At 58.1% G+C, this 23,382-nt stretch carries 19 protein-coding genes and 1 other RNA gene; 8 read left to right on the top strand and 12 right to left on the bottom strand.

What is annotated here, in order from left to right; translation table 11 throughout:
• Positions 1-19: 19 nt before the first annotated feature.
• Positions 20-193 carry a hypothetical protein gene (locus WKI41_RS20680; RefSeq protein ID WP_062426638.1) on the bottom strand — a complete coding sequence of 58 codons (174 nt, stop codon included), beginning with the start codon at positions 191-193 and terminating at the stop codon, positions 20-22.
• A 268-nt stretch (positions 194-461) separates the two neighbouring features.
• On the opposite strand from WKI41_RS20680, the gene WKI41_RS20675 reads away from it, so the two are divergent.
• A complete protein-coding gene (locus WKI41_RS20675) occupies positions 462-2,291 on the top strand; it encodes an aminopeptidase P family protein (protein ID WP_340195311.1) in 1,830 nt (609 codons plus the stop codon).
• Between the two features lie 26 nt (positions 2,292-2,317).
• Here WKI41_RS20675 and WKI41_RS20670 read toward each other — a convergent pair whose 3' ends face one another.
• The gene (locus WKI41_RS20670; protein WP_340195310.1) at positions 2,318-2,632 is read right to left on the bottom strand and encodes an AzlD family protein; all 315 of its coding nucleotides are present in this window, start codon (positions 2,630-2,632) and stop codon (positions 2,318-2,320) included.
• On the bottom strand, positions 2,629-3,336 hold the full coding sequence (locus tag WKI41_RS20665; RefSeq protein ID WP_340195309.1) for an AzlC family ABC transporter permease: 708 nt from the start codon (positions 3,334-3,336) through the stop codon (positions 2,629-2,631). The genes WKI41_RS20670 and WKI41_RS20665 overlap by 4 nt, the downstream gene beginning before the upstream one ends.
• Positions 3,337-3,495: 159 nt before the next feature.
• Here WKI41_RS20665 and WKI41_RS20660 point away from each other — a divergent pair, with 159 nt between their 5' ends.
• Positions 3,496-3,744 (top strand): DUF2164 domain-containing protein, encoded by a 249-nt coding sequence (locus WKI41_RS20660; RefSeq protein WP_340195308.1) that lies wholly within the window; start codon positions 3,496-3,498, stop codon positions 3,742-3,744.
• 4 nt (positions 3,745-3,748) lie between these two features.
• On the opposite strand, the gene pncA is transcribed toward WKI41_RS20660, so the two are convergent.
• Positions 3,749-4,375, bottom strand: coding sequence for a bifunctional nicotinamidase/pyrazinamidase (pncA, locus tag WKI41_RS20655; protein ID WP_340195307.1), 627 nt, complete (start codon positions 4,373-4,375; stop codon positions 3,749-3,751).
• A 421-nt stretch (positions 4,376-4,796) separates the two neighbouring features.
• On the opposite strand from pncA, the gene WKI41_RS20650 reads away from it, so the two are divergent.
• Complete coding sequence (locus WKI41_RS20650) at positions 4,797-6,068, top strand: DUF2778 domain-containing protein (RefSeq protein WP_340195306.1); 1,272 nt, start codon at positions 4,797-4,799, stop codon at positions 6,066-6,068.
• A gap of 19 nt (positions 6,069-6,087) precedes the next feature.
• Here the strand turns inward: WKI41_RS20650 and WKI41_RS20645 are convergent, their stop codons facing one another.
• The 4 genes from WKI41_RS20645 to WKI41_RS20630 all read right to left on the bottom strand — a co-directional run bounded on the left by WKI41_RS20645 (position 6,088) and on the right by WKI41_RS20630 (position 10,796).
• Positions 6,088-6,510, bottom strand: a complete 423-nt coding sequence (locus WKI41_RS20645) for a DMT family transporter (RefSeq protein WP_340195305.1) — start codon at positions 6,508-6,510, stop codon at positions 6,088-6,090.
• A complete protein-coding gene (locus WKI41_RS20640; RefSeq protein WP_340195304.1) occupies positions 6,507-6,980 on the bottom strand; it encodes a DMT family transporter in 474 nt (157 codons plus the stop codon). The genes WKI41_RS20645 and WKI41_RS20640 overlap by 4 nt, the downstream gene beginning before the upstream one ends.
• A 244-nt stretch (positions 6,981-7,224) precedes the next feature.
• Entirely contained in the window at positions 7,225-8,133 is a 909-nt protein-coding gene (locus WKI41_RS20635) for a glycosyltransferase family 25 protein (RefSeq protein ID WP_340195303.1), read from the bottom strand.
• A gap of 188 nt (positions 8,134-8,321) precedes the next feature.
• Positions 8,322-10,796, bottom strand: coding sequence for an ATP-dependent helicase (locus WKI41_RS20630; protein WP_340195302.1), 2,475 nt, complete (start codon positions 10,794-10,796; stop codon positions 8,322-8,324).
• Between the two features lie 362 nt (positions 10,797-11,158).
• Here WKI41_RS20630 and WKI41_RS20625 point away from each other — a divergent pair, with 362 nt between their 5' ends.
• The 4 genes from WKI41_RS20625 (at position 11,159) to WKI41_RS20610 (ending at position 20,800) form a co-directional block, all read left to right on the top strand.
• Complete coding sequence (locus WKI41_RS20625; RefSeq protein WP_340195301.1) at positions 11,159-12,310, top strand: efflux RND transporter periplasmic adaptor subunit; 1,152 nt, start codon at positions 11,159-11,161, stop codon at positions 12,308-12,310.
• Complete coding sequence (locus tag WKI41_RS20620; RefSeq protein WP_340195300.1) at positions 12,307-15,471, top strand: efflux RND transporter permease subunit; 3,165 nt, start codon at positions 12,307-12,309, stop codon at positions 15,469-15,471. Before WKI41_RS20625 ends, WKI41_RS20620 begins: the two co-directional genes overlap by 4 nt.
• 120 nt (positions 15,472-15,591) lie before the next feature.
• Positions 15,592-17,001, top strand: a complete 1,410-nt coding sequence (locus WKI41_RS20615) for an FAD-binding oxidoreductase (protein WP_340195299.1) — start codon at positions 15,592-15,594, stop codon at positions 16,999-17,001.
• A 94-nt stretch (positions 17,002-17,095) separates the two neighbouring features.
• Positions 17,096-20,800 (top strand): AsmA-like C-terminal region-containing protein, encoded by a 3,705-nt coding sequence (locus WKI41_RS20610; protein ID WP_340195298.1) that lies wholly within the window; start codon positions 17,096-17,098, stop codon positions 20,798-20,800.
• A 49-nt stretch (positions 20,801-20,849) separates the two neighbouring features.
• Here WKI41_RS20610 and WKI41_RS20605 read toward each other — a convergent pair whose 3' ends face one another.
• The 4 genes from WKI41_RS20605 to ssrA all read right to left on the bottom strand — a co-directional run bounded on the left by WKI41_RS20605 (position 20,850) and on the right by ssrA (position 22,896).
• Positions 20,850-21,062 carry a ribbon-helix-helix domain-containing protein gene (locus WKI41_RS20605; protein WP_340195501.1) on the bottom strand — a complete coding sequence of 71 codons (213 nt, stop codon included), beginning with the start codon at positions 21,060-21,062 and terminating at the stop codon, positions 20,850-20,852.
• A gap of 516 nt (positions 21,063-21,578) precedes the next feature.
• Positions 21,579-21,776 carry a DUF4169 family protein gene (locus tag WKI41_RS20600; RefSeq protein ID WP_340195297.1) on the bottom strand — a complete coding sequence of 66 codons (198 nt, stop codon included), beginning with the start codon at positions 21,774-21,776 and terminating at the stop codon, positions 21,579-21,581.
• A gap of 48 nt (positions 21,777-21,824) precedes the next feature.
• Entirely contained in the window at positions 21,825-22,334 is a 510-nt protein-coding gene (locus tag WKI41_RS20595) for an SspB family protein (RefSeq protein ID WP_340195296.1), read from the bottom strand.
• 189 nt (positions 22,335-22,523) lie between these two features.
• Positions 22,524-22,896, bottom strand: a transfer-messenger RNA (tmRNA) gene (ssrA, locus tag WKI41_RS20590).
• Positions 22,897-23,030: 134 nt separating this feature from the next.
• Here ssrA and WKI41_RS20585 point away from each other — a divergent pair.
• Positions 23,031-23,339, top strand: a complete 309-nt coding sequence (locus WKI41_RS20585; protein WP_340195500.1) for a DUF2853 family protein — start codon at positions 23,031-23,033, stop codon at positions 23,337-23,339.
• Positions 23,340-23,382: the final 43 nt, after the last annotated feature.

Genomic DNA, 23,382 nt, shown 5'->3' with positions numbered 1-23,382 from the left:
AGGACGCCCGCCCAAACGATCAGAATACGTAAGTGGATTTCGCCTTGCGACGCAGTTCTTCACGTGTGGTGCCAAACGCTGCGATCGTCGTGTCGTCCAGGTTCAGCATTGCGCTACTGACATAACGATCCGCCTGCCGCTGACGGGCTTCGACGACGCGTTCAAATGCGGTGCGAAAGATCGACTTCGACATGTGAAAAATCCTTGTTTTATAGGCTTTTGTTTGCCCTTTCGATGCTTTGAAATCTAAGACATTGCAGCGGCGAGCACCATAGCCGCATCGGCATCCGTGCTATGCGCCTGATGCATTTCTTGGTGCGTTATCTATCCATTTTTGGGCGGTGTGCCTAACTATTGAGCGGACAACATCGCAGTTTGCCAGATTAGCTTTCATCTGGACCTGCAAGACGCTGCCGGGCTATGGTCTCGTAAAATTGCCAAGACAATCCAGAAAGCATGCCATGTTTCAGTCCTTCGACAACAAGTCCACTCCGCAATTCGGCAAGGCCCGTGTGGAGGCGCTGCGCGCCACCTTCGACGCGCTCGGCATAGACGGGTTCCTTATTCCCCGCGCCGACGAATACCAGGGCGAATATGTGCCGGAATGTGCCGAGCGGATGGCATGGTTGACGGGTTTTACCGGTTCTGCGGGCATCGTCCTCGTGACGCGGTCGGAGGCCATCGTGTTTGTCGATGGGCGCTACACGACGCAGTTGACGTCGCAGGTAGATTCCGCCGTCTTTACCGGTGGCGATCTGGTCGGCGCTCCGCCGGCAAAATGGCTGGGCGAACATGCGCCGAACAGATTCCGCCTCGGTATCGATCCCTGGCTGCATACAAGCACGGAACTGTCGCGCCTTGAAAAGGCGCTGGCGGAGAAGGGCGGCTGCGTGGTGCTGTTGTCAGCAAACCCTCTCGATCCTCTCTGGGAAGGGCGTCCCGCAGAACCTCTCGAGCCGGTGACGATCCAGCCCGAAGCCTTTAGCGGAACGCCATCGCGTCAGAAGATCGATAAGGTTGCCGAGGATGTGACAGGCCGGAAGGCTGACGTCGTTCTGGTGACCGATCCCTCGTCGATCGCTTGGATCTTCAATATCCGTGGCAACGACGTGCCGCATACCCCTCATCCGCTGGCTCGCGCCATCATCCATGCTAACGGCAAAGCCGATCTGTTTCTGGATGAGCGCAAATTGAACGGTGAGGTCAAAGACTATCTCAACGGACTGGCGAAGCTTCACGCGCCAAATGAGATCGAAGCTGTTCTTGGTGGGCTTGCTGAAAAAGGCGCATGGATTCTCGTGGACGCCGATGTGGTGCCGGTGGCGCTGACGCGTCTCATCACGAACGCTGGCGGCACGGTCGTGGAGGCGACTGATCCTGTCAAGCTGCCGCGTGCCTGCAAGAACGAAGCGGAACTGGCTGGCTCCGCCGCTGCCCATATTCAGGATGGCGCGGCGATGGTGGAGTATCTCGCATGGCTCGACAGCCAGCAGCCCGGCAGCGTTACCGAAATCCAGGCGGTAAAGAAGCTGGAGCAGGCTCGGGCGCGTCTTGGCGAGGCGATGCAAAATCCGCTCAAGGATGTATCCTTCGATACGATTTCCGGCTCCGGCCCAAATGCCGCGATCATCCATTATCGTGTGACCACCGATAGCGACCGCCGCCTGCAAGACGGCGAGATGTTCCTCGTCGATTCCGGCGCGCAATATGTGAATGGCACCACGGATATCACTCGCACCATTGCCATTGGTAACGTGCCTGAGGAGCAGAAGCGCTTCTTCACGCTGGTTTTGAAGGGCGTGATTGCCATCAGCGACGCGAAGTTTCCAAAAGGAACGCGCGGTTGCGATCTCGATCCGCTGGCGCGCATCGCGCTTTGGAAGGCGGGGGCTGATTACGGCCACGGAACCGGCCACGGCGTTGGCTCTTATCTCTCGGTGCATGAAGGACCGCAGCGCATTTCGCGTGTGTCTCAGCAGGAATTTTTACCGGGCATGATCCTGTCCAACGAGCCGGGCTATTACCGCCCCGGCGCCTTCGGCATCCGCATCGAGAACCTCATCTATGTGCGCGAGGCTGAGGCAATCGAAGGCGGCGATCAGCCGATGCTGTCCTTCGAGACGCTGACATGGTGCCCGATCGACCGCCGGCTGATCCTTGTTTCACTGCTAACAGAGGACGAGCGAAACTGGCTGAACGACTATCACGCCACGACGCGGGAGAAGCTGATGCCGCTCATCAGCGACGAGAGCGTCAAGCAGTGGTTGGTGGCTGCAACGGAAACCTTGTAACTTAAGACTTAGGCGGCGTTTTCATCTCACGCGAGTTGGAAATGCCGCAACGCCACGACCAGCGCCCAGCCAGCAAACAGCATGATAAGGCCAGGGAAGCGCAGACCGACGATCAGCGCCACGATCATGCCGAGCTTCACGTCATATCCGCCTTCAAAGAAGGCGGGCGCGACGAGCGTCGTTAGGACCGCGACGGGTACGGCGTTCAACCCGGCCTCCACGCGCGGCGGAATGGATTTCAGCCGCGTCATCAGCACATAGCCGCCAACGCGGGTGAGGTAGGTCGCGACGGCCCCGGCAAAGATGATGATCAGGGTCTGAAGATGGAAGAAGTCGCTCATGGTGTCTGGACCTCGGGCTCTTCGCTCTTTGCGGGCGGCAGTATGACGGCGATGATGATGCCCGTCATCGCGCCGATGCTGACATGCCAGGGCGAGCCGACGAAGTGGAAGGACGCGATCGAGCCGACGGCGCTTGCCAGCATGACGGGATAGAAGCTGTTGCGCTTACGAAAACCCAGCACCATGCCCATGAAGTAGATTGGCAGCAGCACATCGAAGCCAAGCGCCTTTGGATCACCGACCAGATTGCCGAGCGAGGCGCCGAGGACGGTGGAGATCATCCACAGCACATAGACCACAAGTGCATAACCCATATAGAGCGAATAACGCACCTCGCCGTGAAGTTCTTTCTGCCGGACGGATTCGGCAAATTGCGGATCGACCAGAAAGAAGAAGCCGATGGCTTTGCGGGCAAAGGACCATTCCGGTACGATGCGAACCATGGCGGCGGAATAAAGCACGTGCCGGAAGTTGACGGCAAAGATCGATAACACCACGAGCCAGGCGGGCAGGTTCTGATTGAAAAGCTCGATACCGACGAGCTGACTGGCACCAGCGTAAATGATGCCGCTCATTAAAGTTGCTTCGTAAATCGTCATGCCATTGTCGATCGCAACGGCACCAAACAGTGCGCCAAACGGCAAAACGGCAAGAGCGACGGGAAGGCCAAGGCGGATGCCTGACCTGAAAGATGACTGGGTCATGGGGTAAGCCGGTCCTGTACCGGGGAACATCGGATGTCTGTTCTCCTACAGGCTGGGCTCTATTCGCACAAACAAAAATAAAGAATGGCTCGATTGATTTATTTGAAGCTCGATAGAGGCGCAGTCATACTGCCTTGAGTACGTCGGGAGGAACACGAGTTGGAACTGAAGATCGATAAGCAGCAGAAAGCGGGGTTGGCCAAGGCAGTCCAGGACTATCTGGTGAATGAACTGGATGTGGAGGTGAGCGGGCTGCAATGCGAAATGCTGCTGGACCACGTGGCGGAGGTCGTCGGTCCGGCTTTTTACAATCAAGGCCTGAGAGACGCACAAGCGGTGATCTCGCGCCGGATGGATGATGCTGCTGCCGATATCGATGTTTTGGAGCAGCCGCTGAACGGCCGCTGACGGATCAGGCTTTCAGGATATCGCTGCTGTTGACCACTGCAATGCCCTGGACGCGCATAGCCGCGATGGCAGTCTTGATACCTTCCGGATCTATCCCACGGCTGGCATCCTCGATGAAGCGGACTTTGACATCCGGCAGCATCTCTCGCGCATCAAGCGCGGAGGAACTGACACAGTAGTCCGTAGCAAGCCCGCAGATATCGAGCACGGTTACACCCTGGCGGCTAAGGTAGTCCGCTAGGCCAGTCGTCGCTGACTGGTCGTTATCGCGAAAAGCTGAATAGCTGTCGATTGCCGGGTTCTCACCCTTCTGCTGCACGTAATCGAATGCCTGAGTATTGAGGTCCGGATGGAAGTCCGCATCCGGGGTTTCCTGCACGCAATGATCCGGCCACATGACCTGCGGCTTGCCGGAAAGTTCGCCCATCTCGAAGGGCTGCCGGCCCGGGTGCTGGGACGCGAAGCTGCCATGATTGGCCGGATGCCAATCTTGTGACGCGACAATCAGATCGTAGCCGCCATTTTCGATCAGCGCGTTGGCGATCGGCACGATTTTGTCACCATCGGCAACGGGGAGATTGCCACCCGGGCAAAAGCCGTTCTGGATGTCGATCAGCAGCAGCGCCTTCATCTGTCATTCCCTTGCGTTTATCGCGGATGGCAAAGCTTAGAAGGTTTTGCTCGAAATGAAAACGACGCGATGACCGAGACCGCCATGATCGCCGCATTTTAGGCAAAGTCAAAAGATACAGGCTTCCTCCAGAAGAGGGGAGCCGAGTCAGCTTTATATGCGCTGCGTGGACAGCCCTGCTCTTCGGTTTCGACGCCCGACAATAATGAGGCGCGAACTTCGGATCTTACCTGCATGAACATAGCTCACGCTCAAGGGACAGCGTTTTCAGGGGACTCGTAAAGATTTTGGTTACCATAATTCGGCATGCTTCGAACCTGTTCGCTTCGAGGATGGTGCGATTCGCATCTGACGATCGAGGTCAACGCCAAGTCGCCGGCGATAAGCCGGTTTTGCGTAAACGGTTCGAGTAACGAGTATCATGGCGTCATCAGTCGTGACCTATCAGGGCGTGCCCGCGCGCGGTGCAGCCCATGCCAAAAAACGTGCCGGCCTTTCGTCAGGCGGCCTCTCCGCTCTGTTGGGCGGCGGAATCCTTGCCAGTGTCTGTGCTGTGGCGGCTTTTGCTTCGCTGCACGGGATGGCGCAGGCCTCTCATGGCACGGCTCGCTTCGACAAGATGCTGCTGGCTCAGGTGGATCGTGCTGTGGGCGAAACGTCCGATAACGTTCAGCCGACCATCCGCGTCCATAAGTTTTCGCGCCTTTCAGCCAACCCCCAGGGCCACCAGAAAATGACGCGTCTCGCGTCAGAGCATCAGCTGAACGCCAAGCTCTTTGCTGCGCGCTTCGGCACCGCAGCGGCTATCGATGCGCAAGGCCAGGCGACGGTGAAAGAACTGGACGCGCTTCGCCCGTCGGCGATCGTCGATTCGGCACTTGGTCGCGGATCTGAAACCGCGATGCTGGAAACGCAGGAGGCGAAGGAGCATCCAGCGTTCGCCGCCGCCCTCGGTCGTCCGCAGGAAAAGGCGGATGAGGAGATCGATCTCCTGCCAGAGACGGTCCCGTTACCGAATTTCCGCCCTGAGATTGCGAAAGCCTTCGAGGTCGAGCCGACACCACGTCCGGCCAATCCATCTGTCGTCGAGAAGGAAATCGCGGCCCAAGCAACTGTTCCAGCGCCTGCCAAGCCGCCGGTTCAGCAGCCTGCGACATCTACGATGGTGGCCTTTGCCCGTCCCGACAATCCGATGCGCGAAACGAAAATGGACGCCGTTCCATGGCCGGACCGCGGTAACGGCACTGCCATATATGATATTTCCGCAGGCGTTGTGCATCTTCCGAGTGGCGAGAAGCTCGAGGCTCATTCCGGTATCGGCAAGATGCGCGATAATCCCGATTTCGTGCATGTGAAGATGCGCGGCGCGACGCCACCGTCAAGCTATCGCCTGACGATGCGCGAATCGTTGTTCCACGGCGTGGAGGCCATTCGTTTGACACCGGAAAGCGGCGTCAATCCGCATGGGCGCAACGGTCTTCTGGCGCACACCTATATGTTGGCAAAGCGTGGCGAATCGAACGGCTGCGTTGTCTTCAAGGAATATCCGAAGTTCCTGGCAGCCTTCAAACGCGGCGAGGTCAAGCGCTTGATCGTGGTGCCGAAGCTGAACGGCCGTCCTTCGGCTGTTGCGGCCGGCGGTGGAAAAAGCGGCGGCAAGACATTGTTCGGCAGCCTGTTCGGCAAGGGCTGAGCCTGGCGACGCGGTTGATTTAACGCTGGCGTTGGGTCAGCACCATTCCGCCGAGAATGAAGACCACGCCGAGCGCAGTCGCCCAGATTTTCGGCGGCTGATCGCTGAAGAAATCCAGCACCACCCCTGATACCATCTGCCCGCTGATGACGAGAAGCGCCGTATTGACCGCGCCGATGCGCGCGATCAACCAACTGCCAGACGCGATGAAGACGACGCCGATCGGCCCGCCGATAAAGGCGTACCAGGGCGCATCACTGGCGCCGGGCGGCCACAAACCACCGATAGCGAGCCCCACCAGCGTCAGCACCATCAACCCGACGAAGTGATTCCAAAAGGATGCAGTCAGCGGCGATGTGGAGAGGCTGAGGCGGCCATTCACTTGGCGGCTTAGCGATACGAAGACACCACCGATGAAGGCCATTGCGATCCAAACGATCATGCCGCTCTCCCGACCAGGATGATGAGAGCGCTACCGCCAAGGATCAAGGCAATTGCTAGAATATCCTGCCCCTGTGGGCGACGCTTGGGAAAGCCGAACAGGCCCCAAAAATCTGCTGCAAGGCTGAAGATTACCTGCCCGGCCAGTCCAAGCGCAATTGTGCCGGAAAGTGCCAGAGGTGAATTCACCGCTGTGGAGGTCAGCATCACCAAAACAGCGCCTATCATCCCGCCCATGTAAGCCCAGAGCGGCGCTTTGGGTTTTGCCGGCTGTCCCGGTGCCGGTTTGCGGTAGAGCAGCCCCATGACGATGATGGCGGCAACCGTACCGGTGGCGTGCGCCGTCCAAGAGGAAAACAGCGCATTACCGTAATGGGCAAGCATCCCATTGAAATGCACCATGAGGGTCAAAAGGCCGCCGCTGGCGAAAGCGGCCGCCAAGTGAAGCGGGTTGGAACGTGTCGGCGTCATGGGAAACCTGGTCTTTGCGGGATGGTCCTGAAGAAGTCTTCCGGCTTTAGAACCTTACTGCGCAAAAATAAAACGAATTGCGCTGATGTCCCCGTCATTCGAAGTGACGGGAAGGTCGTTGCAAGGGAACAAAATCAGCGCGGCGATGTTGTCTGCGCATGAAGAAAACGACACGCAAACCACTGAGCCGGATGACGATGTTCGTCATCACCATCTTTATTATCGCCGTCATCGTCGCTGCGGTTTACTTGATTGGGTTCACGCCTGGCGAAACGAACGCGTGAGTCGTTGCGGTCTCATTGGCGATCAAGCTAAGCGGCGTGGAGGAGACTGGCGGAGTGTTCGGTCTCTTCTCGGCCGCCGCTTTGCGCGGAGCGCTTAGATTGCCCGCATAGCCCACCAGGAGCCTCGCTCCTCTGAACAGGAAGCGGGTCACCTCCAGATATGCGCGGAATGGCAGCACGGTAAAATAGCGCCAGCGGGGCAGCTTGTATGCGCGAGCCGTGCCCTGAATGGAACTCGTGTTGTCCGCATCCTGCGAGGCGCAAAGCGGGTAGATGAAGGCCGATTTCAGTCCGGCCAGATATTCCAGATCGTAGGCGATATCGTAGGCAAGCCGCATTGGTACCAGCTTTTCCGCAATCCACTTTGCCGCCTTGCGATTGACGATATAGGCGCCGGAGCCTTTTTCTCGCGTCAGCGCCACGCTCAATGAGCGGTCGCCTGTTAGTTTGCGAAAGGGGTATTTTCTGCCGTGGCTCACAGTTGATAGTCGTAGAATATCCCAATCATTGCGATGATCGATCGCGGCTTCTATCGACTCCATGAAATCCTGCTTGAAGACGACGTCATCCTCCAAGATCAGCGCGAAGTCCGCGTCACTGTTCAGCAGCCGACGTGCGCATTCGACGTGGCTCAAATAGCAGCCGATTTCAGGCGGACAGGTGCGGCGACCGTGCATCAGCTTGTAGGAGAGTTCGCTGAACTCCGGAATCGGAAATGTCAGCGCTCTGCCGTCGACCGCTTCGACACGCTCTGCCGTCAGCCCAATGGCCGAAAGTTTATCGAACATGGCGTGCTTCCGTTCCTGAGCATTGGCCATGTTGATGAGGTAAACTGCAAGTATTGAATTAGAATTTTCGAATATATGCAAGTTAACCTCGAGATGAGCGATCTGGCAAAACCAGTTGGTTATTGCCGAGAATCGATCCGAGGGAAATAGTCTAAGAGGTCACTTTGTGGAAAATACCAGGTGAAAATTTGGCGCCCTATGCGCCTTTTTTGGGCGTATAGGCACACTTTCCCATCTTCCAGCTGAAGCGGCGTCCTGATGCTATGGCATCAGGTCTTTTCAACGAAGCCGTCGAGCACGCGTTTTTGACCCGCCCGGTCAAAATCGATCGTCAACTTATTGCCTTCGACGGTCGCGACATTGCCGTTACCGAATTTGATGTGGAAGACACGGTCTCCGACAGCGAACTTCGATGGCGCGTCCGCTACGGATTTCGCCACCAGTTCTCCCTCGATAGTCCGGGCGCGGGGGCCACTTTCGCCGTAACCGATACGCTCCACTGCATGGCCTGACCGGCTGCCCCAATTGTCGCGCGTGGCGTCCGACCGGTTGGCCTGCGCTCGTTTCCAGCCGGGAGTGGCATAATTATTGGCAAAAGGTTCAGCCTTATCGAAGCGAGATTGTCCATAACCGCCGCGACCACCATAGCCACCGTAATTGCTTTCCGACGCGGTAACCTCGACATGGGATGGCGGCAGCTCATCAAGAAAGCGCGAGGGCAGGGTGGATTGCCACAGGCCGTGGATGCGCCTGTTGGAGACGAACCAGATGTGGCAGCGCCGCTTTGCGCGCGTAATGCCCACATAGGCGAGCCGACGCTCTTCCTCCAGACCAGAGCGGCCACCTTCATCGAGAGACCGCTGATGAGGGAAAAGGCCTTCTTCCCAACCGGGCAGGAAGACCGTTTCGAATTCCAGGCCCTTGGCGGAATGAAGCGTCATGATCGAGACGGCATCAAGCTCTTCATTCTGCTCGGCATCCATGACGAGCGCGACGTGCTCCAGGAAGCCGCGCATGCTCTCGAAGGACTCCATCGAGCGGATGAGTTCTTTCAAGTTTTCCAGGCGTCCTGGCGCTTCCGCCGTTTTATCCGCCTGCCACATGGCAGTGTAGCCGCTTTCATCAAGGATCTGCTCGGCCAGAACAGTGTGCTCCGTGTTCTCCAGCAACCCCTGCCAACGGCGAAAATCCTGCACCACATCAAAGAGTGCCTTGCGCGCCTTCGGCTTCAACTCATCCGTTTCGATAATATCGGCGGCCGCGGCCAGCATTGGAATATTACGGGCGCGAGCATAGTCATGCAGCGTCCGGATCGTTGTATCGCCAAGGCCGCGCTTGGGCGTATTCACGATGCGCTCGAAAGCAAGATCGTCGGCCGGTTGGCAGACGAGGCGGAAATAGGCCATGGCATCGCGAATTTCCATGCGCTCATAGAAGCGCGGGCCGCCAATGACGCGATAGTTCAGACCGAGTGTGACGAAACGGTCTTCGAATTCGCGCATCTGGAACGAGGCACGAACCAGGATCGCCATGTCGTTGAGATTGTGCTTGGTGTTGCGCTGAAGCGCTTCGATCTCTTCGCCAACAGCACGGGCTTCCTCTTCAGAATCCCACGCCGCGTGGACCACGACCTTTTCGTCGTTGGGATCGATGCGGTCGGTAAACAGCGTCTTGCCGAGACGGCCCTCGTTATGGGCGATCAAATGACCGGCAGCGCCGAGGATGTGCTCGGTGGAGCGATAGTTGCGCTCAAGTTTGATCACTTTGGCGCCGGGAAAATCCTTATCGAAGCGCAGGATATTGTCCACCTCTGCGCCGCGCCAGCCATAGATGGACTGGTCGTCGTCGCCGACGCAGCAGACGTTCTGAGTTTCGCCCTTCGCGCGCTGCGCCAAAAGCCGCAGCCACATATATTGGGCGGTGTTGGTATCCTGATACTCGTCGACGAGGATATAGCGGAACCGCTGGTGATACTCTTTTAGAATGTCTGCATGGCGGCGGAAGATAGTGATGGGGTGAAGCAGGAGATCACCGAAGTCGCAGGCGTTCAGGTTTCTCAATCTCTCCTGGTAGGCGGTGTAAAGATCGCGGCCCTTGCCGTTGGCGAAAGCCCGGCTGTCACCTTCCGGAATATCCGGCGGCGTCAGCCCCTTATTCTTCCAATTGTCGATCATGCCGGCGAACTGTTTGGCGGGCCAACGCTTGTCATCGAGCCCTTCGGCCTGGATCAACTGCTTGATGAGCCGCACGACATCGTCTGTATCGAGAATGGTGAAGTTGGATTTCAACCCCACAAGCTCTGCATGTTTGCGCAGAAGCTTCACGCCAATGGAGTGGAAGGTGCCGAGCCACGGCATGCCTTCAACCGCGCCGCCGACGAGAACGCCAATACGCTCTTTCATTTCGCGGGCGGCCTTGTTGGTAAAGGTCACGGCAAGGATCTGGCTCGGATAGGCTTTGTTGGTCGCGAGAATATGGGCGATGCGTGTGGTCAGCACACGGGTCTTGCCGGTGCCTGCACCTGCCAGAACCAGAACCGGACCGTCCACCGTTTCAACGGCCTCCTGCTGCTCAGGATTAAGACCGGAGAGATAATCGGGCGTACCACGTGCCTGGTCGCGCGCTGCCATGGCGCGGGCCGCAATGCCCAGACCGCCTGCGGCTGGAGCTGCGTTTGGGGCCGGACGGCGCGGCTCTTTTGGTTCTTCCTCGAAGAACGGCATATCGTCGAAACTATTGCTCATGCGGCTCAATGTAGTGATTCGGGATGTAAACGCTAGAAGATCGTTCTGCTTTTATTCCCGGTATTGGCGTCGAACACGACGAATAGAAGGCAAAACCACGGTTTGAAGGGGGCGTGCGACATGGCCGGATGGGCATGTCTGATGTGGTATGGAGGATGGCTTAGGGAGCGAATTACAACCCAAGATAAAGTATAGCGGTTGTTTTTCGAGGTGTTTCCGTAAAATTTTCGCGAATTACAATTCCGTAAGAAACGGAATCTTGCGTTGCGTTGTTAAGCACCAGCAAAGATACTGCGCCAAATCATTCGCCTGTCCGCGCTGCGGCAGGGCTGCGTTCGCGGATGGATCATACGGAGAATTGCATGCGGGTTTGGAAGCAGGTTGGTGTCAGTCTGGCGGTTGTCGGGGCTGGGTTCTTCATGTGGGCGTTCAATTCGTCCACCGGGCAGAACCTGCTGGCGAAAGCTGGACTCGTCACGAGCGCAGAGCCTGCTGCGAAGGAGGCCGCCAACGGCCCATCCAGACCTACAGGGCAAGGTGGCGGGGCTGGGCGCAACAATTCGACACTCGTCATCACAGCTCCTGCCAAAACCGGAACGGTGAACGATCGCCTCAATGCCATCGGTAACGGCGAGGCGATTCAGACTGTCGTTGTAACACCTCAAGCGTCAGGCTTGATTTCCGAAATTCTCGTGTCGTCGGGGCAGAAGGTGAAGAAGGGCGATGTGCTTGCAAAGCTCGATGATGACGAGCAGGTGATCGAGCGCGACAAGGCGCAGGTCGCGCTGAAGAGCGCTGTCGAGAAGTCAACCTCCTACAGAAATCTCAGATCGGTGGCGCGTCTTGATGTTCTCGATGCGCAGATTGCCGAGGAATCTGCCAAGCTTGCGGTCAGCACCGCCGAGCTCAACCTGAAGCGTCGTGACATCGTTGCGCCGATCGATGGGATTGCCGGCATCGTCGCCATCAATGTCGGCGACAATGCCACGACGCAGACGAGCATCGTCAGCCTCGACGATCGTTCGAAAATTCTCGTCAATTTCTGGGCTCCAGAACGGTTTGCCACCGCGATCAAGGTCGGCATGCCGGTGGAGGCAACTTCGATCGCACGCCCGGGCGAGACTTTCACAGGCAAGGTGGAAGCGATCGACAATCGCGTTGACGAGGCAAGCCGCACCGTCCGTGTGCGCGCCGTCTTCGATAATGCCAAGGACGAGTTGCGTGCCGGCATGTCGTTCAGCGTCACGATGAAGTTCGAAGGCGAGACCTACCCATCGGTCGATCCGCTAGCGGTGCAATGGGACGCCGATGGTTCTTATGTGTGGCGCGTGAAGGACAACAAATCGAACAAGGTCCGCGTTCAGGTGGTGCAGCGCAATCCCGATGCGGTTCTGGTAAAAGCCGAGCTATCGCCCAACGACCTCCTCGTAACGGAGGGTTTGCAGCGCGTGCGTGAGGGCGGCGCCGTGCGCGTCGGCAATGAACCGAAAGCACCGGAGGTCGCTAGCCAATGAGCGGTTCATCAACCGGACAGACACCGCCTGCTGGGCAGGACTCGAAGCTTGCTTTCACCGCGCTCTTCGTAAGGCGGCCGATCCTTGCAGCGGTGATCAATACGCTGCTGGTGGTCGCGGGTCTTGCGGCATTGGTGGGCGTGGAAGTGCGCGAACTGCCGGACGTGGACCGTCCGGTTATCTCTGTGCGCACGACCTATGACGGCGCATCTCCGCAGACCATCGACCAGGAAGTAACGCAGACGATCGAAGGTGCTGTTGCCCGCGTCAGTGGGGTCAAGTCCATTTCGTCCGCCTCTCAGTTTGGCACCAGCCGTGTGACTTTGGAATTCGGCGACAATATCGATCTTGCTGTTGCTGCCAATGATGTGCGCGACGCGATTGGGCGCGTCACCAACCAGATGCCGGAAGACGCCGATGAACCGCAGATCATAAAGGCGGATTCCGACAGCCAGCCGATCATGCGTCTTGCCGTCACATCCACCACGCTCAGCATGGAAGATCTCACCAAGCTCGTTGATGATGAGATCGTTGACCGTCTGGCTGCCGTCGACGGCGTTGCCGATGTCGAGCTTTACGGCGACCAGGAAAAGGTCTTCCGTATCGATCTGGATCAGGCGGCCCTTGCAAGCCGCGGTCTGACCGTGACCGATGTCTCGAATGCGCTGGCGACTGCGGCCCTCGACGTGCCGGCTGGCTCATTGAAGAGCACCACGCAGGACATCGTCGTTCGTGCGACCGCCAACTTGACCACGCCTGCCGAATTCGAAAATCTGCTGATCAAGGACAAGGTGCGTCTTCGCGATGTGGCGAGCGTGCAGCTTGGTGCCGATGACGAGAGTACGTCATTGAGGTCCAACGGTGTTCAAGGTGTGGGCCTTGGCGTCATCCGCCAGGCGCAGTCCAACACGTTGAACATTTCGACCGGGGTGAAGGCGGCCGTTGATGCGATGACGCCGAACCTGCCGGAAGGCACACGAATCGTCGTCACAAGCGATGATGCGGTGTTTATCGAAGGCGCGCTTCATGAGGTGGAACTGGCGCTGGGTCTCTCCGCGCTGATCGTGGTCGTCGTTCTGTACCTCTTCCTGAGGGACTGGCGGGCCACGCTTATTCCAGCCATTACGATGCCCGTCGCGCTGATCGGCACCTTGGTCGCCATCTTCATGGTCGGCTTCTCCATCAACATCCTCACTCTGCTTGCCATCGTGCTGGCGACGGGTCTTGTGGTGGACGATGCGATCGTGGTGTTGGAAAACATCGTGCGCCGACGGGCGGAAGGCATGGGACCGCGTGCCGCGGCCGTGCTCGGCACCCAGGAGGTCTTCTTTGCTGTTCTCGCCACCACGGCGACGCTGGCAGCGGTTTTCATTCCGCTCTCCTTCCTGCCTGGCCAGCTGGGCGGGTTGTTCCGCGAGTTCGGCTTCGTGCTTGCCTTCGCCGTCGGCCTGTCTTCGATCGTGGCTCTGACGCTTTGTCCGATGCTGGCATCGCGCATGCTCAAGAAAACCGTCGAGCATAACACTGGCCCGCTTGCATGGTTCGGCAATCTCTTTGCCAGCACCTACAAGAGCACTCTGTCGAGCTGCCTGAATAATCCCCTGATCGTCATCGTCGTGTCGCTTGGCTTCGCTGGTCTGTCCTGGGTGGCATTCGGTATGGTCCAGAACGAGTTGACGCCGCGCGAGGACCGCTCGTCCATCTTCATGCGCGTCACGGCGCCTCAGGGCGTCAGCCTCGAATATACCCGCGACCAGTTGCAGCGGATCGAGGAGAATCTTGCGCCTCTGCGTGAGAGTGGCGAGATCCGCAACATCTATTCAATTACCGGCATGAATGGTGCGACAAACTCAGGCTTCATGGTGCTAACGCTGGCGCCTTGGGCGGACCGCGACCGGACGCAGAACCAGATTGCACAGGATATCAATGCTGCCGCGCAAAAGGTGCCGGCGCTGCGCGGCACGGCGCAGCAGCCGAACAGCTTGCGTATTCGTGGTGCTGGCAACGGCTTGAGCATGGCGATGGTAGGCTCCAACTATCCGGCGCTGACGGAATCCACGCAGAAGCTGCTGCTTGCCATGGAAGAAACCGGCATGTTCGACACGCCGCGTTTCGACAATGAACCCAATCAGGCGCAGCTTTCGGTGTCTATCGACCGAGAACGAGCCTCCGATCTCGGGATCGATATCACAGGCCTGTCGCGTGCGATGCAGTCGCTCCTGGAAGGCCGTTCCATCGTCGACGTCTTCGTCAATGGTGACGCCATTCCGGTTCGTCTTCTGGCTTCCACCCGACCGATCAATGATCCGACGGACCTCGAGAACGTCTTCCTCAAGACCGATGACGGCAAGATCGTGCCTATGTCGGTGATTGCGACGATGAAGGAAAATGCCGTCGCGCCGCAGTTGAACCGCGAGCAGCAACTGCCATCGGTCGGCTTCTCTGCCAATCTCCGCGAAGGCGTTTCGCTGGGTGAAGCGGTCGCCAAGGTCAACGAACTGGCAGGACAGATCATGCCATCCGGCGCGCGTCTGATCCCGCTTGGCGAAGCCGCCACACTCCAGGAAAATTCAAGCGGCATGCTGCTGACCTTCGGTTTTGCCATTGCGATCATCTTCCTGGTGCTGGCAGCGCAGTTCGAAAGCGTTCTGAGTTCGCTGATCATCATGACGACAGTACCGCTTGGTCTTGCCTGCGCCGTAATTGCGCTGCTCGTGACCGGATCGAGCCTCAACGTCTATAGCCAGATCGGTCTCGTGCTTCTGGTGGGCGTCATGGCGAAAAACGGTATTCTGATCGTGGAATTTGCCAACCACCTGCGCGATCAGGGCGCAAGTGTGCGAGAAGCCATCGAGAAGGCGTGCAGCATTCGCCTGCGACCCGTGATGATGACGATGATCGCTACCATTCTTGGCGGCGTGCCGTTGGTGCTGGCGCAGGGTGCTGGTGCCGAAGCTCGTATCGCGCTTGGCTGGGTGATCGTCGGCGGTCTGGGTTTTGCGACGCTGGTGACACTCTACATCACGCCGGTTTCGTATCTGCTCATCGCACGTTTTGCCAAACCGCAGGCGGACGAGGAAATACGTCTGCACCGCGAGTTGGAAACGGCGATCCGCCGCCGGGCGATCGAGGAGGACAAGCCGCTCCTCGCCGCCGAATAATTCGGCGTCCGACACCTTGTCGAGGTAAATCCCGCGCTGGACAAAGTGAGAGCCTTGTCACATACCACGCCATGGCCCGCGCGTGACGCGGGCCGAGTTTGCAGCGTGGTGGAGCATGTCATGGCTTTGAAAGATGTCGTATCGGGAACACGAAACGAGGCTGGCATCGCCACTGTTCTGACGATGCTGAAGCGCGATCTCGGAGACAAATTCCAGACGGGACAGTCTTTTCGCGAGCAGCACTCGCACACTACGACTTACTTGACGACGCAGCTTCCCGATGGCGTTGCCTTCGTCGAGAACGCCGATGATGTAAAGACGGTCGTCAAGGCCTGCGCGGAGCATAAGGTACCGGTCATTCCCTTCGGCACGGGTTCTTCGCTCGAAGGACAGGTGAACGCGCCGTCAGGCGGGATCTCTATCGATTTCAGCAGGATGAATCGCATCATCGAGGTCAATGCCGAGGATCTGGACGTGACGGTGGAGCCCGGCGTCAATCGTGAGCAGCTCAACACCTATCTGCGCGACACCGGCCTGTTCTTTCCGATAGACCCCGGCGCCAATGCCTCGATTGGCGGCATGGCCTCCACGCGCGCATCCGGCACAAATGCGGTTCGCTATGGTACGATGAAGGACAATGTTCTGGCCGTGACGGCAGTGACGGCCAATGGTGAGGAAATCCGAACAGGCCGGCGCGCCAGAAAATCCTCTGCGGGTTACGATCTGACGCGGCTTTTCGTTGGTGCGGAAGGAACGCTTGGCGTCCTCACCTCCGTTACGCTTCGGCTTCAGGGTATCCCTGAAAAGATCGCCGGTGGTGTCTGCACTTTCGACACGATAAAGGCCGCTTGCGATGCGGTGATCATGACGATCCAGATCGGCATTCCGGTGGCCCGTATCGAACTGCTGGACGAAGTCCAGATCCGTGCCTGCAACGCCTATTCGGGCCTTGGCTATGAAGAGAAGCCGACACTCTTTGTCGAGTTTCACGGGACGGAGGAAACAACCGCGATGCAGTCGCAGCAATTTGCCGAAATCGTTGCGGAATTCGGCAGCGCTGATTTCAAATGGACCGGCGATGCGCAGGAGCGCAACAAGCTTTGGAAGGCGCGCCATGATGCCTATTGGGCATCGCGGGCGCTCGCGCCGCATCTCGACGGCCTTTCGACCGATGTCTGCGTGCCGATCTCCCGCCTGGCCGACTGCGTGGTGGAAACCCAGCGTGACATCCAGAAAAACGACATGCTGGCACCGATCGTCGGACACGCTGGCGATGGCAATTTCCACGTTCTCGTGCTCTTCGACGGCAAGAACGCCGACAGTGTTGCGAAGACGGAAGCCTTCGTCGCGCGTCTCAATCGTCGTGCACTTTCCATGGACGGCACCTGCACCGGTGAGCATGGCGTAGGGCAGGGGAAGATGAGTTTTCTGGAAGAAGAGGCGGGTCCCGCACTGGATACGATGCGCGCCATCAAGCGGTCTCTTGATCCAGATAATATTTTCAATCCGGGCAAGCTCTTTCGCCTTTGATCTGGTTAGACGGCAAAAGCTTTCAACCAAATGATGCTTGCCCTAGGGCGAAAAACCGCTAGTTTTCAGCGGTGATTATGGGAGACGACGGGTCGTGCTCGGACGCATACTGGTTTTTCTGGGCGGACTGCTGGTCGTAGCGCTATTTGCAGCGCTTTTGATTCCCTATTTTATCGACTGGACCGACTTCCGCCGAGACTTCGAGGATCAGGCAAGCCGCATTCTCGGCAAGAAGGTCGTGGTCCATGGACCGGTCGAAGCCCGGCTTCTGCCATTCCCGTCTGTCACATTGCATGATGTGCGGGCAGGCACCGATGCCGATGGCTCGCCGCTCATCCAGGTCGCGCGTTTCTCCATGGATGCCGAACTCGCGCCATTTTTGTCTGGAGAAGCGCGCATCTTCGACATGCGCATCGAAGAGCCGAAGGCTAAGATTCGACTGCTGAAGGACGGCACGCTCGACTGGATGCGGGGTGGTCGCGCCGAAATTCCGGCCCGCACCGTGGTGCTCGAAAGCGTCAACATCGAAGACGGGCAGATCGAGTTCATCGATGAGCAGTCCGGGCGCAATCGAACCATCACCGCGCTGAATGCTGCGATGTCGGCCAAATCGCTTGCCGGTCCCTGGCGTGCGGACGGGCGTGCGGCGATCGACGGTCATGCCGGCTCTTTCTCGCTGACCAGCGGCGAGCCGGACCCGACGGTCGGTCGCATGGGCTTGCGCCTTCGCATGCAGCCGGACGAATATCCCGTCGAGATTGATCTGGATGGCGGCATTGGCGCCACGGCTGGCCGTCCGGTGTATAGCGGCTCCTTCGCCTTCAATTTTCGCCGGGACGACAATCAGCAGCAAAAGGGACAGCAGAAGCAGGATCAATCGATCTTTTCTGCGCCCCGCACGCGTGGCAGTTTCGAACTGACCAATGGCCGCGTTCGCATTCCGAGCTACCGTATGGAACTGGGTGCGGTTGATAACCCCTATATCGTCACCGGTGAAGCGACGCTTGATACGGGTGCCGCACCGGAATTTTTGCTGACCGCCGATGGGCAGCAGATTGATTTCAACCGCTTCACGCCGGTACCGACACCGTCCAGCGGCAAGACCTCGCGCGTGCCGACCGTCTCAGTGCGCCAGCGCATCGAAGCTTTTGCCGATCTGATTGCCCGCATTCCGGTGCCGCAGGTGCCGGGCAAGGCCAGCATCAGTCTGCCCGCGCTCGTTTCGGATGACACGACTATTCGTGATATTCGTCTCGACGTGCGGCCGGACGGGGCAGGCTGGCAGGTGGTCAACGCCGTTGCCGTGCTGCCCGGACGCACGCAATTCGAAGCGAAAGGATCGCTGACGCTCACCGACGGGCCAGCCTTCAATGGCGATCTTCTGGTGGCCTCCAACCAGCCGTCGGGTCTTGCCAACTGGCTGACGGGCAGCGTCGATCCGGCCATTCGCCAGCTCAATGCTGCTGGCTTCTCATCCAAGGTGTCGCTAACGACCAAGGCGCAACGCTTCGACAACCTCGAGCTTGCCATCGGTCAGGCTTCGTTGCGCGGCAGCCTGCTGCGTCAGGCTTTGGACAAGGGATCGAGTATCGATATCGACCTCGCAGGGAACGAGATCGATATCGATGCTCTCAAGGCGCTTGGCAGTCTGGTACTCGGCGATCAGAACGGCACATCCGTTTTCGATCATCGCATCAATGCCAAATTCAAGGCTGACAGGTTCAATATGGCGGGCGTAACCGCCAACAAGGTGGAGACGGCCTTCACTGTCTCTCAAGGCGTTCTCTCACTTGAGACGATGACGGCCGGCGATATTGCCGGTGCCGAGGTTCACGCCAAGGGAGAGCTACAGGGCACGCTGCTGAAATACGGCGGCAAGGGAACGATCAATCTGCGTGCGGCAGACATGCAGCCGGTGCTTGAGTTGATCCGCCAGAAGCTGCCGCACCATCCGCTGCTCGATCGTCTCGTAAAAAGCGCCCCCTGGTACGCCAATTCGGATGTCACCGTCGATCTCTCCGTCGATAGCAACAGCGGTGGGGCGAATGCAGCGGTTTCGGGTACCATCAATGGCAGCCGTCTCTCGGCGGTTGCAAAATTGCCGGACTTCTTCTCGATCACCGATGATACGGCGCTGACACTGGAAGCGGTTCTCAAGAACCAGTCCACCGCAATTCTCTTCGGCCAGGCTGGGCTCGATCCGCTGCCGTTCGATGCGGATGGCGAAGGTCTGCTTTCGGTCAAGCTGAATGGCAGCCTAGGCTCGGCAATGCAGACGGATTTCCGCTTCTCGACTGAGCGCACCCACTTCAGCGCCGGTGGCAGCTTTTCTCTTGCGCCTGAGACCTTTGGCGAAGGAAGTGCCGATCTTGCGCTCGAAAGTGCGGATATCGAACCCTATCTCATCATGAACGCCGTTGGCCTTCCGCAGCTTGGTGGCGGCATGTCGACCAAGGTCAACGCCAAGCTTTCTGTCGATAAGGAAAAGGCCACCTTTGCCAATCTCAACGGCCAGGTAGGCGGCAACGCCTTTTCCGGTAATGTCGCAGTATCGCGTGCCGCGCCCTACAAGTTGACGGGTGACGTTTCTCTCGCGAGCGTGGACATGGCTTGGCTTGGTGATGCCATGTACGGCCCGGTGATCGATCCGGAAAATGGCGGATTGAATGCCAAGCCGGTGGCACTTCCATCCTTCCCGAAGATCGAAGCCGCACTTTCCGTCAAGACAGCGAAATTCGAGGCGGGACCTTTTGGTACCGTCACCGGATCATCGTTCGCACTGACGCATGGAAACGGCACGCTGTCGCTCGACGATGTTGCCGGCGACTGGATGGGCGGCAAACTGTCCGGCAGAATGGCGATGGCGACGGGCGAAGGGGCCGGAATCTTCCGCACCAAGCTTTCGATTTCCGGCGCCAATCCGGAAGGCATCATCTGGAAGAGCGGCAACAGCCCGGTGGCCACCGGTCGCTTTGGCGCTGAGCTGACGGCGGAAGCAACCGGTAAGAGCGTTCGCGAATTGCTGACGTCCGCCAGTGGCTCGGGTGAAATTCGCACCAATGATCTGGTCCTGCGCGGGATCAATCCCAATGCCTTCCAGCCTTGGCTTCAAGCGGCCGCGGGCCTTCAGGGCAATATCGACGCGGCGAAAGTTCGCCCGCTGGTGGATCAGCAACTGTGGCAGGGAGATGTGTCGCTCGGCCAAATCTCGATGCCGTTCACTATCGGCGATGGCAGCCTGCATATGCAGAACGTCACGGCATCCACGGATCAGCTCTCCCTCAAAGGTGATCTGTCGCTCAACATTGCAGATGAAACGCTCACCGGTGGTGTCGAGCTCGATTATAAGCCGGGCACCGAGGAGCTCGCCGGCGCTACACCGTCCATCCGGCTGAACTATGTCGGCCCTCTGGCGCAGCCAGCCTTGACGACGGATGTCTCGGGGCTGACAGGCTATCTTTCCCTGCGCGCTTTCGAGAAGGAGCGCCGCCGGGTCGAAGCGCTGCAGGCTAGCGTTCTGGAAAAGCAGCGACTGAGGCGCGAGGTCGCGCTTTATCGATTCCAGGCGGCAGAGCGGCAGGCTGCAAAGGAGCGTGCAGAGGCAGAAGAACGAGCAAGGCAGGCGGAAGAGGAGCGTTTGCGGGCTCTGGCACAGGAGCGCCTGCAGGCCGAGAAGGAGCAGCAGGAACGTTTGCAGCGGGAACAGCAGACACCTGAGGCCACACCGACCCTAAAAGTTCCACCGACGCAGGATGTGATCAGGCAATTCTCCAACCCCTCGAACGATTCTCCGCCGTAAGGCGACCAATCGTTGCTAACTTGGCGGGTGGGCGAAGGCGATCGATCCGCTACTTCTGGCTTTTCATCCAGGTCAGCACATAGACCCTCAGGGCAGAGGACAGGTTGCTGCTTTCCGATCTGTTATCGTCTATCTCCGCCAACAGGGACGCGAAGCTCATTTTGCGCTTTTCCGCTATGGCGCGAAGTTCGTCCCAGAACGCATCCTCTAGTGAGATGCTCGTGCGGTGACCATGAAGAGTCGTGGAGTGCTTGCGTATCAAGGTCGCTGCTTTCCAAGCCGATTCAAGAGGGTGCCAATCTGATTCATTCGGTGCCTGCAAGTCCATGATATGTCTAGGACCTTGCGTTCGATAACGCTGTTATATCCGCTCGGTTCCACCACTTCTTTCCAAGGTTTAGCGATATCGAAAGAGAGGCCGAAAAAGGTCGGTTACAGGTGCCGCCGCTAGCGAGTGTCTGTATTGGAGGCACATCCGAAATTCAGTGGGAATGTTCAGTCCTTGCGCGCCGCTAAAGCCCAAGGGCATACCAAAGCGGCTGCAGTCACGCGGCAGGCGGCAAACGCGGTCCACGATCGAGGTGTCGAGTGGGAAGTTCTAGATCGGAACTGGGCAGAGGCAGTTGAGTGGAAGTAGCTGGGAGAAGGGCTGGGGCAAGTCACCTCGGCAAGTTCTCAAGCATGTCGCGCAAAACTGTGCAGCGGTCTTACATCAGCGACATGCGGCACAAGAAGGAACTAAGGCGTAGGGAGCGAATCTGAAGGACAGCGACAGGCCTTAGTCCGACTTGTCGTCCTGACGATCAAGCCTGCCCTGATCCAGTCGACGCTTAGCCTTGTCGTTCAAGGCTGCCGTCAGAGACTTTTCGGATTTCGTTCTGCCGAAAGACAGGCGGTTTTGCTCCGCCTGTTTGTCCTTGTCGGAGCGCGCCTTCTGCTTGCGGAACTGGCGCAGGTTCACGACATCGCCCGTCATGATGCAATCCCCGTGTTCAGTATAGCGTAGACGACAGAGCCGACCGCCTTACTTGTTCTTGCGGAACGCATCCAGCGATACGACCGAGCCGGCCTTCTTTTCCTCGTCCGTCTTCTTCTCGTCAGAAGGCTGAACCTTGCCTTCAGCGGGTGCAGGATAGGCGGTAATTTCCGCTTCCTGAACCTCTTCTTCTTCGGCCAGAGGCACGTCGAATTCGAGTTCGAAGTTGACCGACGGATCATAGAATCCACGGATGGCGTTGAATGGGATGACCAGCTTTTCAGGCGTGTCGGAGAAAGACAGGCCGATCTCGAAAAGGGTCTCGGTGACCTTCAGGTCCCAGAACTGGTGTTGAATGACGATCGTCATCTGTTCTGCGTACTTCGCCTTGAGGTGCTGTGAAATCCGCACACCCGGCGCGCCCGTCAGGAACGTGATGAAGAAGTGGTGATCGCCCGGAAGCCGGCCGGTGGCCGCAACCTCGCTCAGAACCTTGCGGATAACGCCGCGAAGGGCATCCTGTGCGAGAATGTCGTAACGGATATGATCCTGCCCCATACGGTCCTGTCTTTCCTTATTCGAACGTCTTTTACCTAAGTATACGCAATGTCTTAATGCGCAGCAATGAAAAAGCCTTTGCCGCTTCCAGCATGTTCTACCCATCAACCGCGGCAAATATATGCGCAATGACGAGGAGCCGAAAGCGAGTCAGACGCACCCTATAACGAATTTCAAAAGAGGAGAGAAGGTGGAGGTTTCTGTTGCCAGGTACCTCCGAACCCCGCCTTACGGGGCTAACCGTAAGGACTTAGAGCGGAATTCCCGCACCGCCATTAGGCAGCGAGAGCGTATTCCTTAGCGTTGTTGTCATTTGCAACTACACTTGTGACCCGATAACGGCGGTATCATGCCGAGCAAAAGTTCGATCTTTACGCCCTTGTCGATCCTATTTCGCCCCCATCAAAAGCCGGCCTTATCACAAGAAGCCGCCGGTTTTTGGTGGAGGCGCCGGGTACCGCCCCCGGGTCCAATAGGTTTATTCCATCGACCGTTTATCGCCATAGCCGGATTTGCATCCGGCAAGGGTGATATAGGCATTTCTACGCGCTTAGAAAAGAGGGCTTGTGACATTTCGATAAAGGAATGAACGACGTTCGGTTGGACGAGATTCTTGACGCGGTTGCAGGGTTGGAACATCTTCTTCTTGAAGTGGCCGTGGACACGATCCGGCCGCTTAACATGGAGGATAAGGACATGACGGACTATCTTGCAGATGTGAAGACGTACGATCCCAATGCCGATGAAGCCGTGGTCAATAAGATCGTCAAATATTTGGGCATTGCGCTTCGCAATCGTGACTCGGCGCTCGTGTCGTCGTCTGACCCAGAGGAGCTTGCGAGAGTGAAGAGCGGATGGTGCGCCAAGAAGCTCGGCGTGGATGGCGCTGACGCTGATGCGGCGATTGCCGCGACAGCGAAGGAGATGGCGGCCGACCGCACGAAATCCCGTGTGACTTTCTACTACCTCGTAGCCAAGCATCTCGGGAAGCTGGAGACGGTCTAAGCAAAAGTTTTGGAGAACCAAGTCCATCGATTGGTTCCGCTGC

The organism is Agrobacterium larrymoorei (genome assembly GCF_037722385.1).
Classification (GTDB): Bacteria; Pseudomonadota; Alphaproteobacteria; order Rhizobiales; family Rhizobiaceae; genus Agrobacterium; species Agrobacterium larrymoorei_C.
Note: the sequence above shows the minus strand (reverse complement) of the source record. Positions and strands in the feature narration are given on the sequence as shown.

Excerpts from the sequence above, each read along its gene's own strand:
- WKI41_RS20680 (WP_062426638.1), bottom strand. The coding sequence starts at position 193 with ATGTCGAAGTCGATCTTTCGCACCGCATTTGAACGCGTCGTCGAAGCC.
- WKI41_RS20675 (WP_340195311.1), top strand. The coding sequence starts at position 462 with ATGTTTCAGTCCTTCGACAACAAGTCCACTCCGCAATTCGGCAAGGCC.
- WKI41_RS20670 (WP_340195310.1), bottom strand. The coding sequence starts at position 2,632 with ATGAGCGACTTCTTCCATCTTCAGACCCTGATCATCATCTTTGCCGGG.
- WKI41_RS20665 (WP_340195309.1), bottom strand. The coding sequence starts at position 3,336 with ATGACCCAGTCATCTTTCAGGTCAGGCATCCGCCTTGGCCTTCCCGTC.
- pncA (WP_340195307.1), bottom strand. The coding sequence starts at position 4,375 with ATGAAGGCGCTGCTGCTGATCGACATCCAGAACGGCTTTTGCCCGGGT.
- WKI41_RS20650 (WP_340195306.1), top strand. The coding sequence starts at position 4,797 with ATGGCGTCATCAGTCGTGACCTATCAGGGCGTGCCCGCGCGCGGTGCA.
- WKI41_RS20645 (WP_340195305.1), bottom strand. The coding sequence starts at position 6,510 with ATGATCGTTTGGATCGCAATGGCCTTCATCGGTGGTGTCTTCGTATCG.
- WKI41_RS20640 (WP_340195304.1), bottom strand. The coding sequence starts at position 6,980 with ATGACGCCGACACGTTCCAACCCGCTTCACTTGGCGGCCGCTTTCGCC.
- WKI41_RS20630 (WP_340195302.1), bottom strand. The coding sequence starts at position 10,796 with ATGAGCAATAGTTTCGACGATATGCCGTTCTTCGAGGAAGAACCAAAA.
- WKI41_RS20625 (WP_340195301.1), top strand. The coding sequence starts at position 11,159 with ATGCGGGTTTGGAAGCAGGTTGGTGTCAGTCTGGCGGTTGTCGGGGCT.
- WKI41_RS20620 (WP_340195300.1), top strand. The coding sequence starts at position 12,307 with ATGAGCGGTTCATCAACCGGACAGACACCGCCTGCTGGGCAGGACTCG.
- WKI41_RS20615 (WP_340195299.1), top strand. The coding sequence starts at position 15,592 with ATGGCTTTGAAAGATGTCGTATCGGGAACACGAAACGAGGCTGGCATC.
- WKI41_RS20600 (WP_340195297.1), bottom strand. The coding sequence starts at position 21,776 with ATGACGGGCGATGTCGTGAACCTGCGCCAGTTCCGCAAGCAGAAGGCG.
- WKI41_RS20595 (WP_340195296.1), bottom strand. The coding sequence starts at position 22,334 with ATGGGGCAGGATCATATCCGTTACGACATTCTCGCACAGGATGCCCTT.
- WKI41_RS20585 (WP_340195500.1), top strand. The coding sequence starts at position 23,031 with ATGACGGACTATCTTGCAGATGTGAAGACGTACGATCCCAATGCCGAT.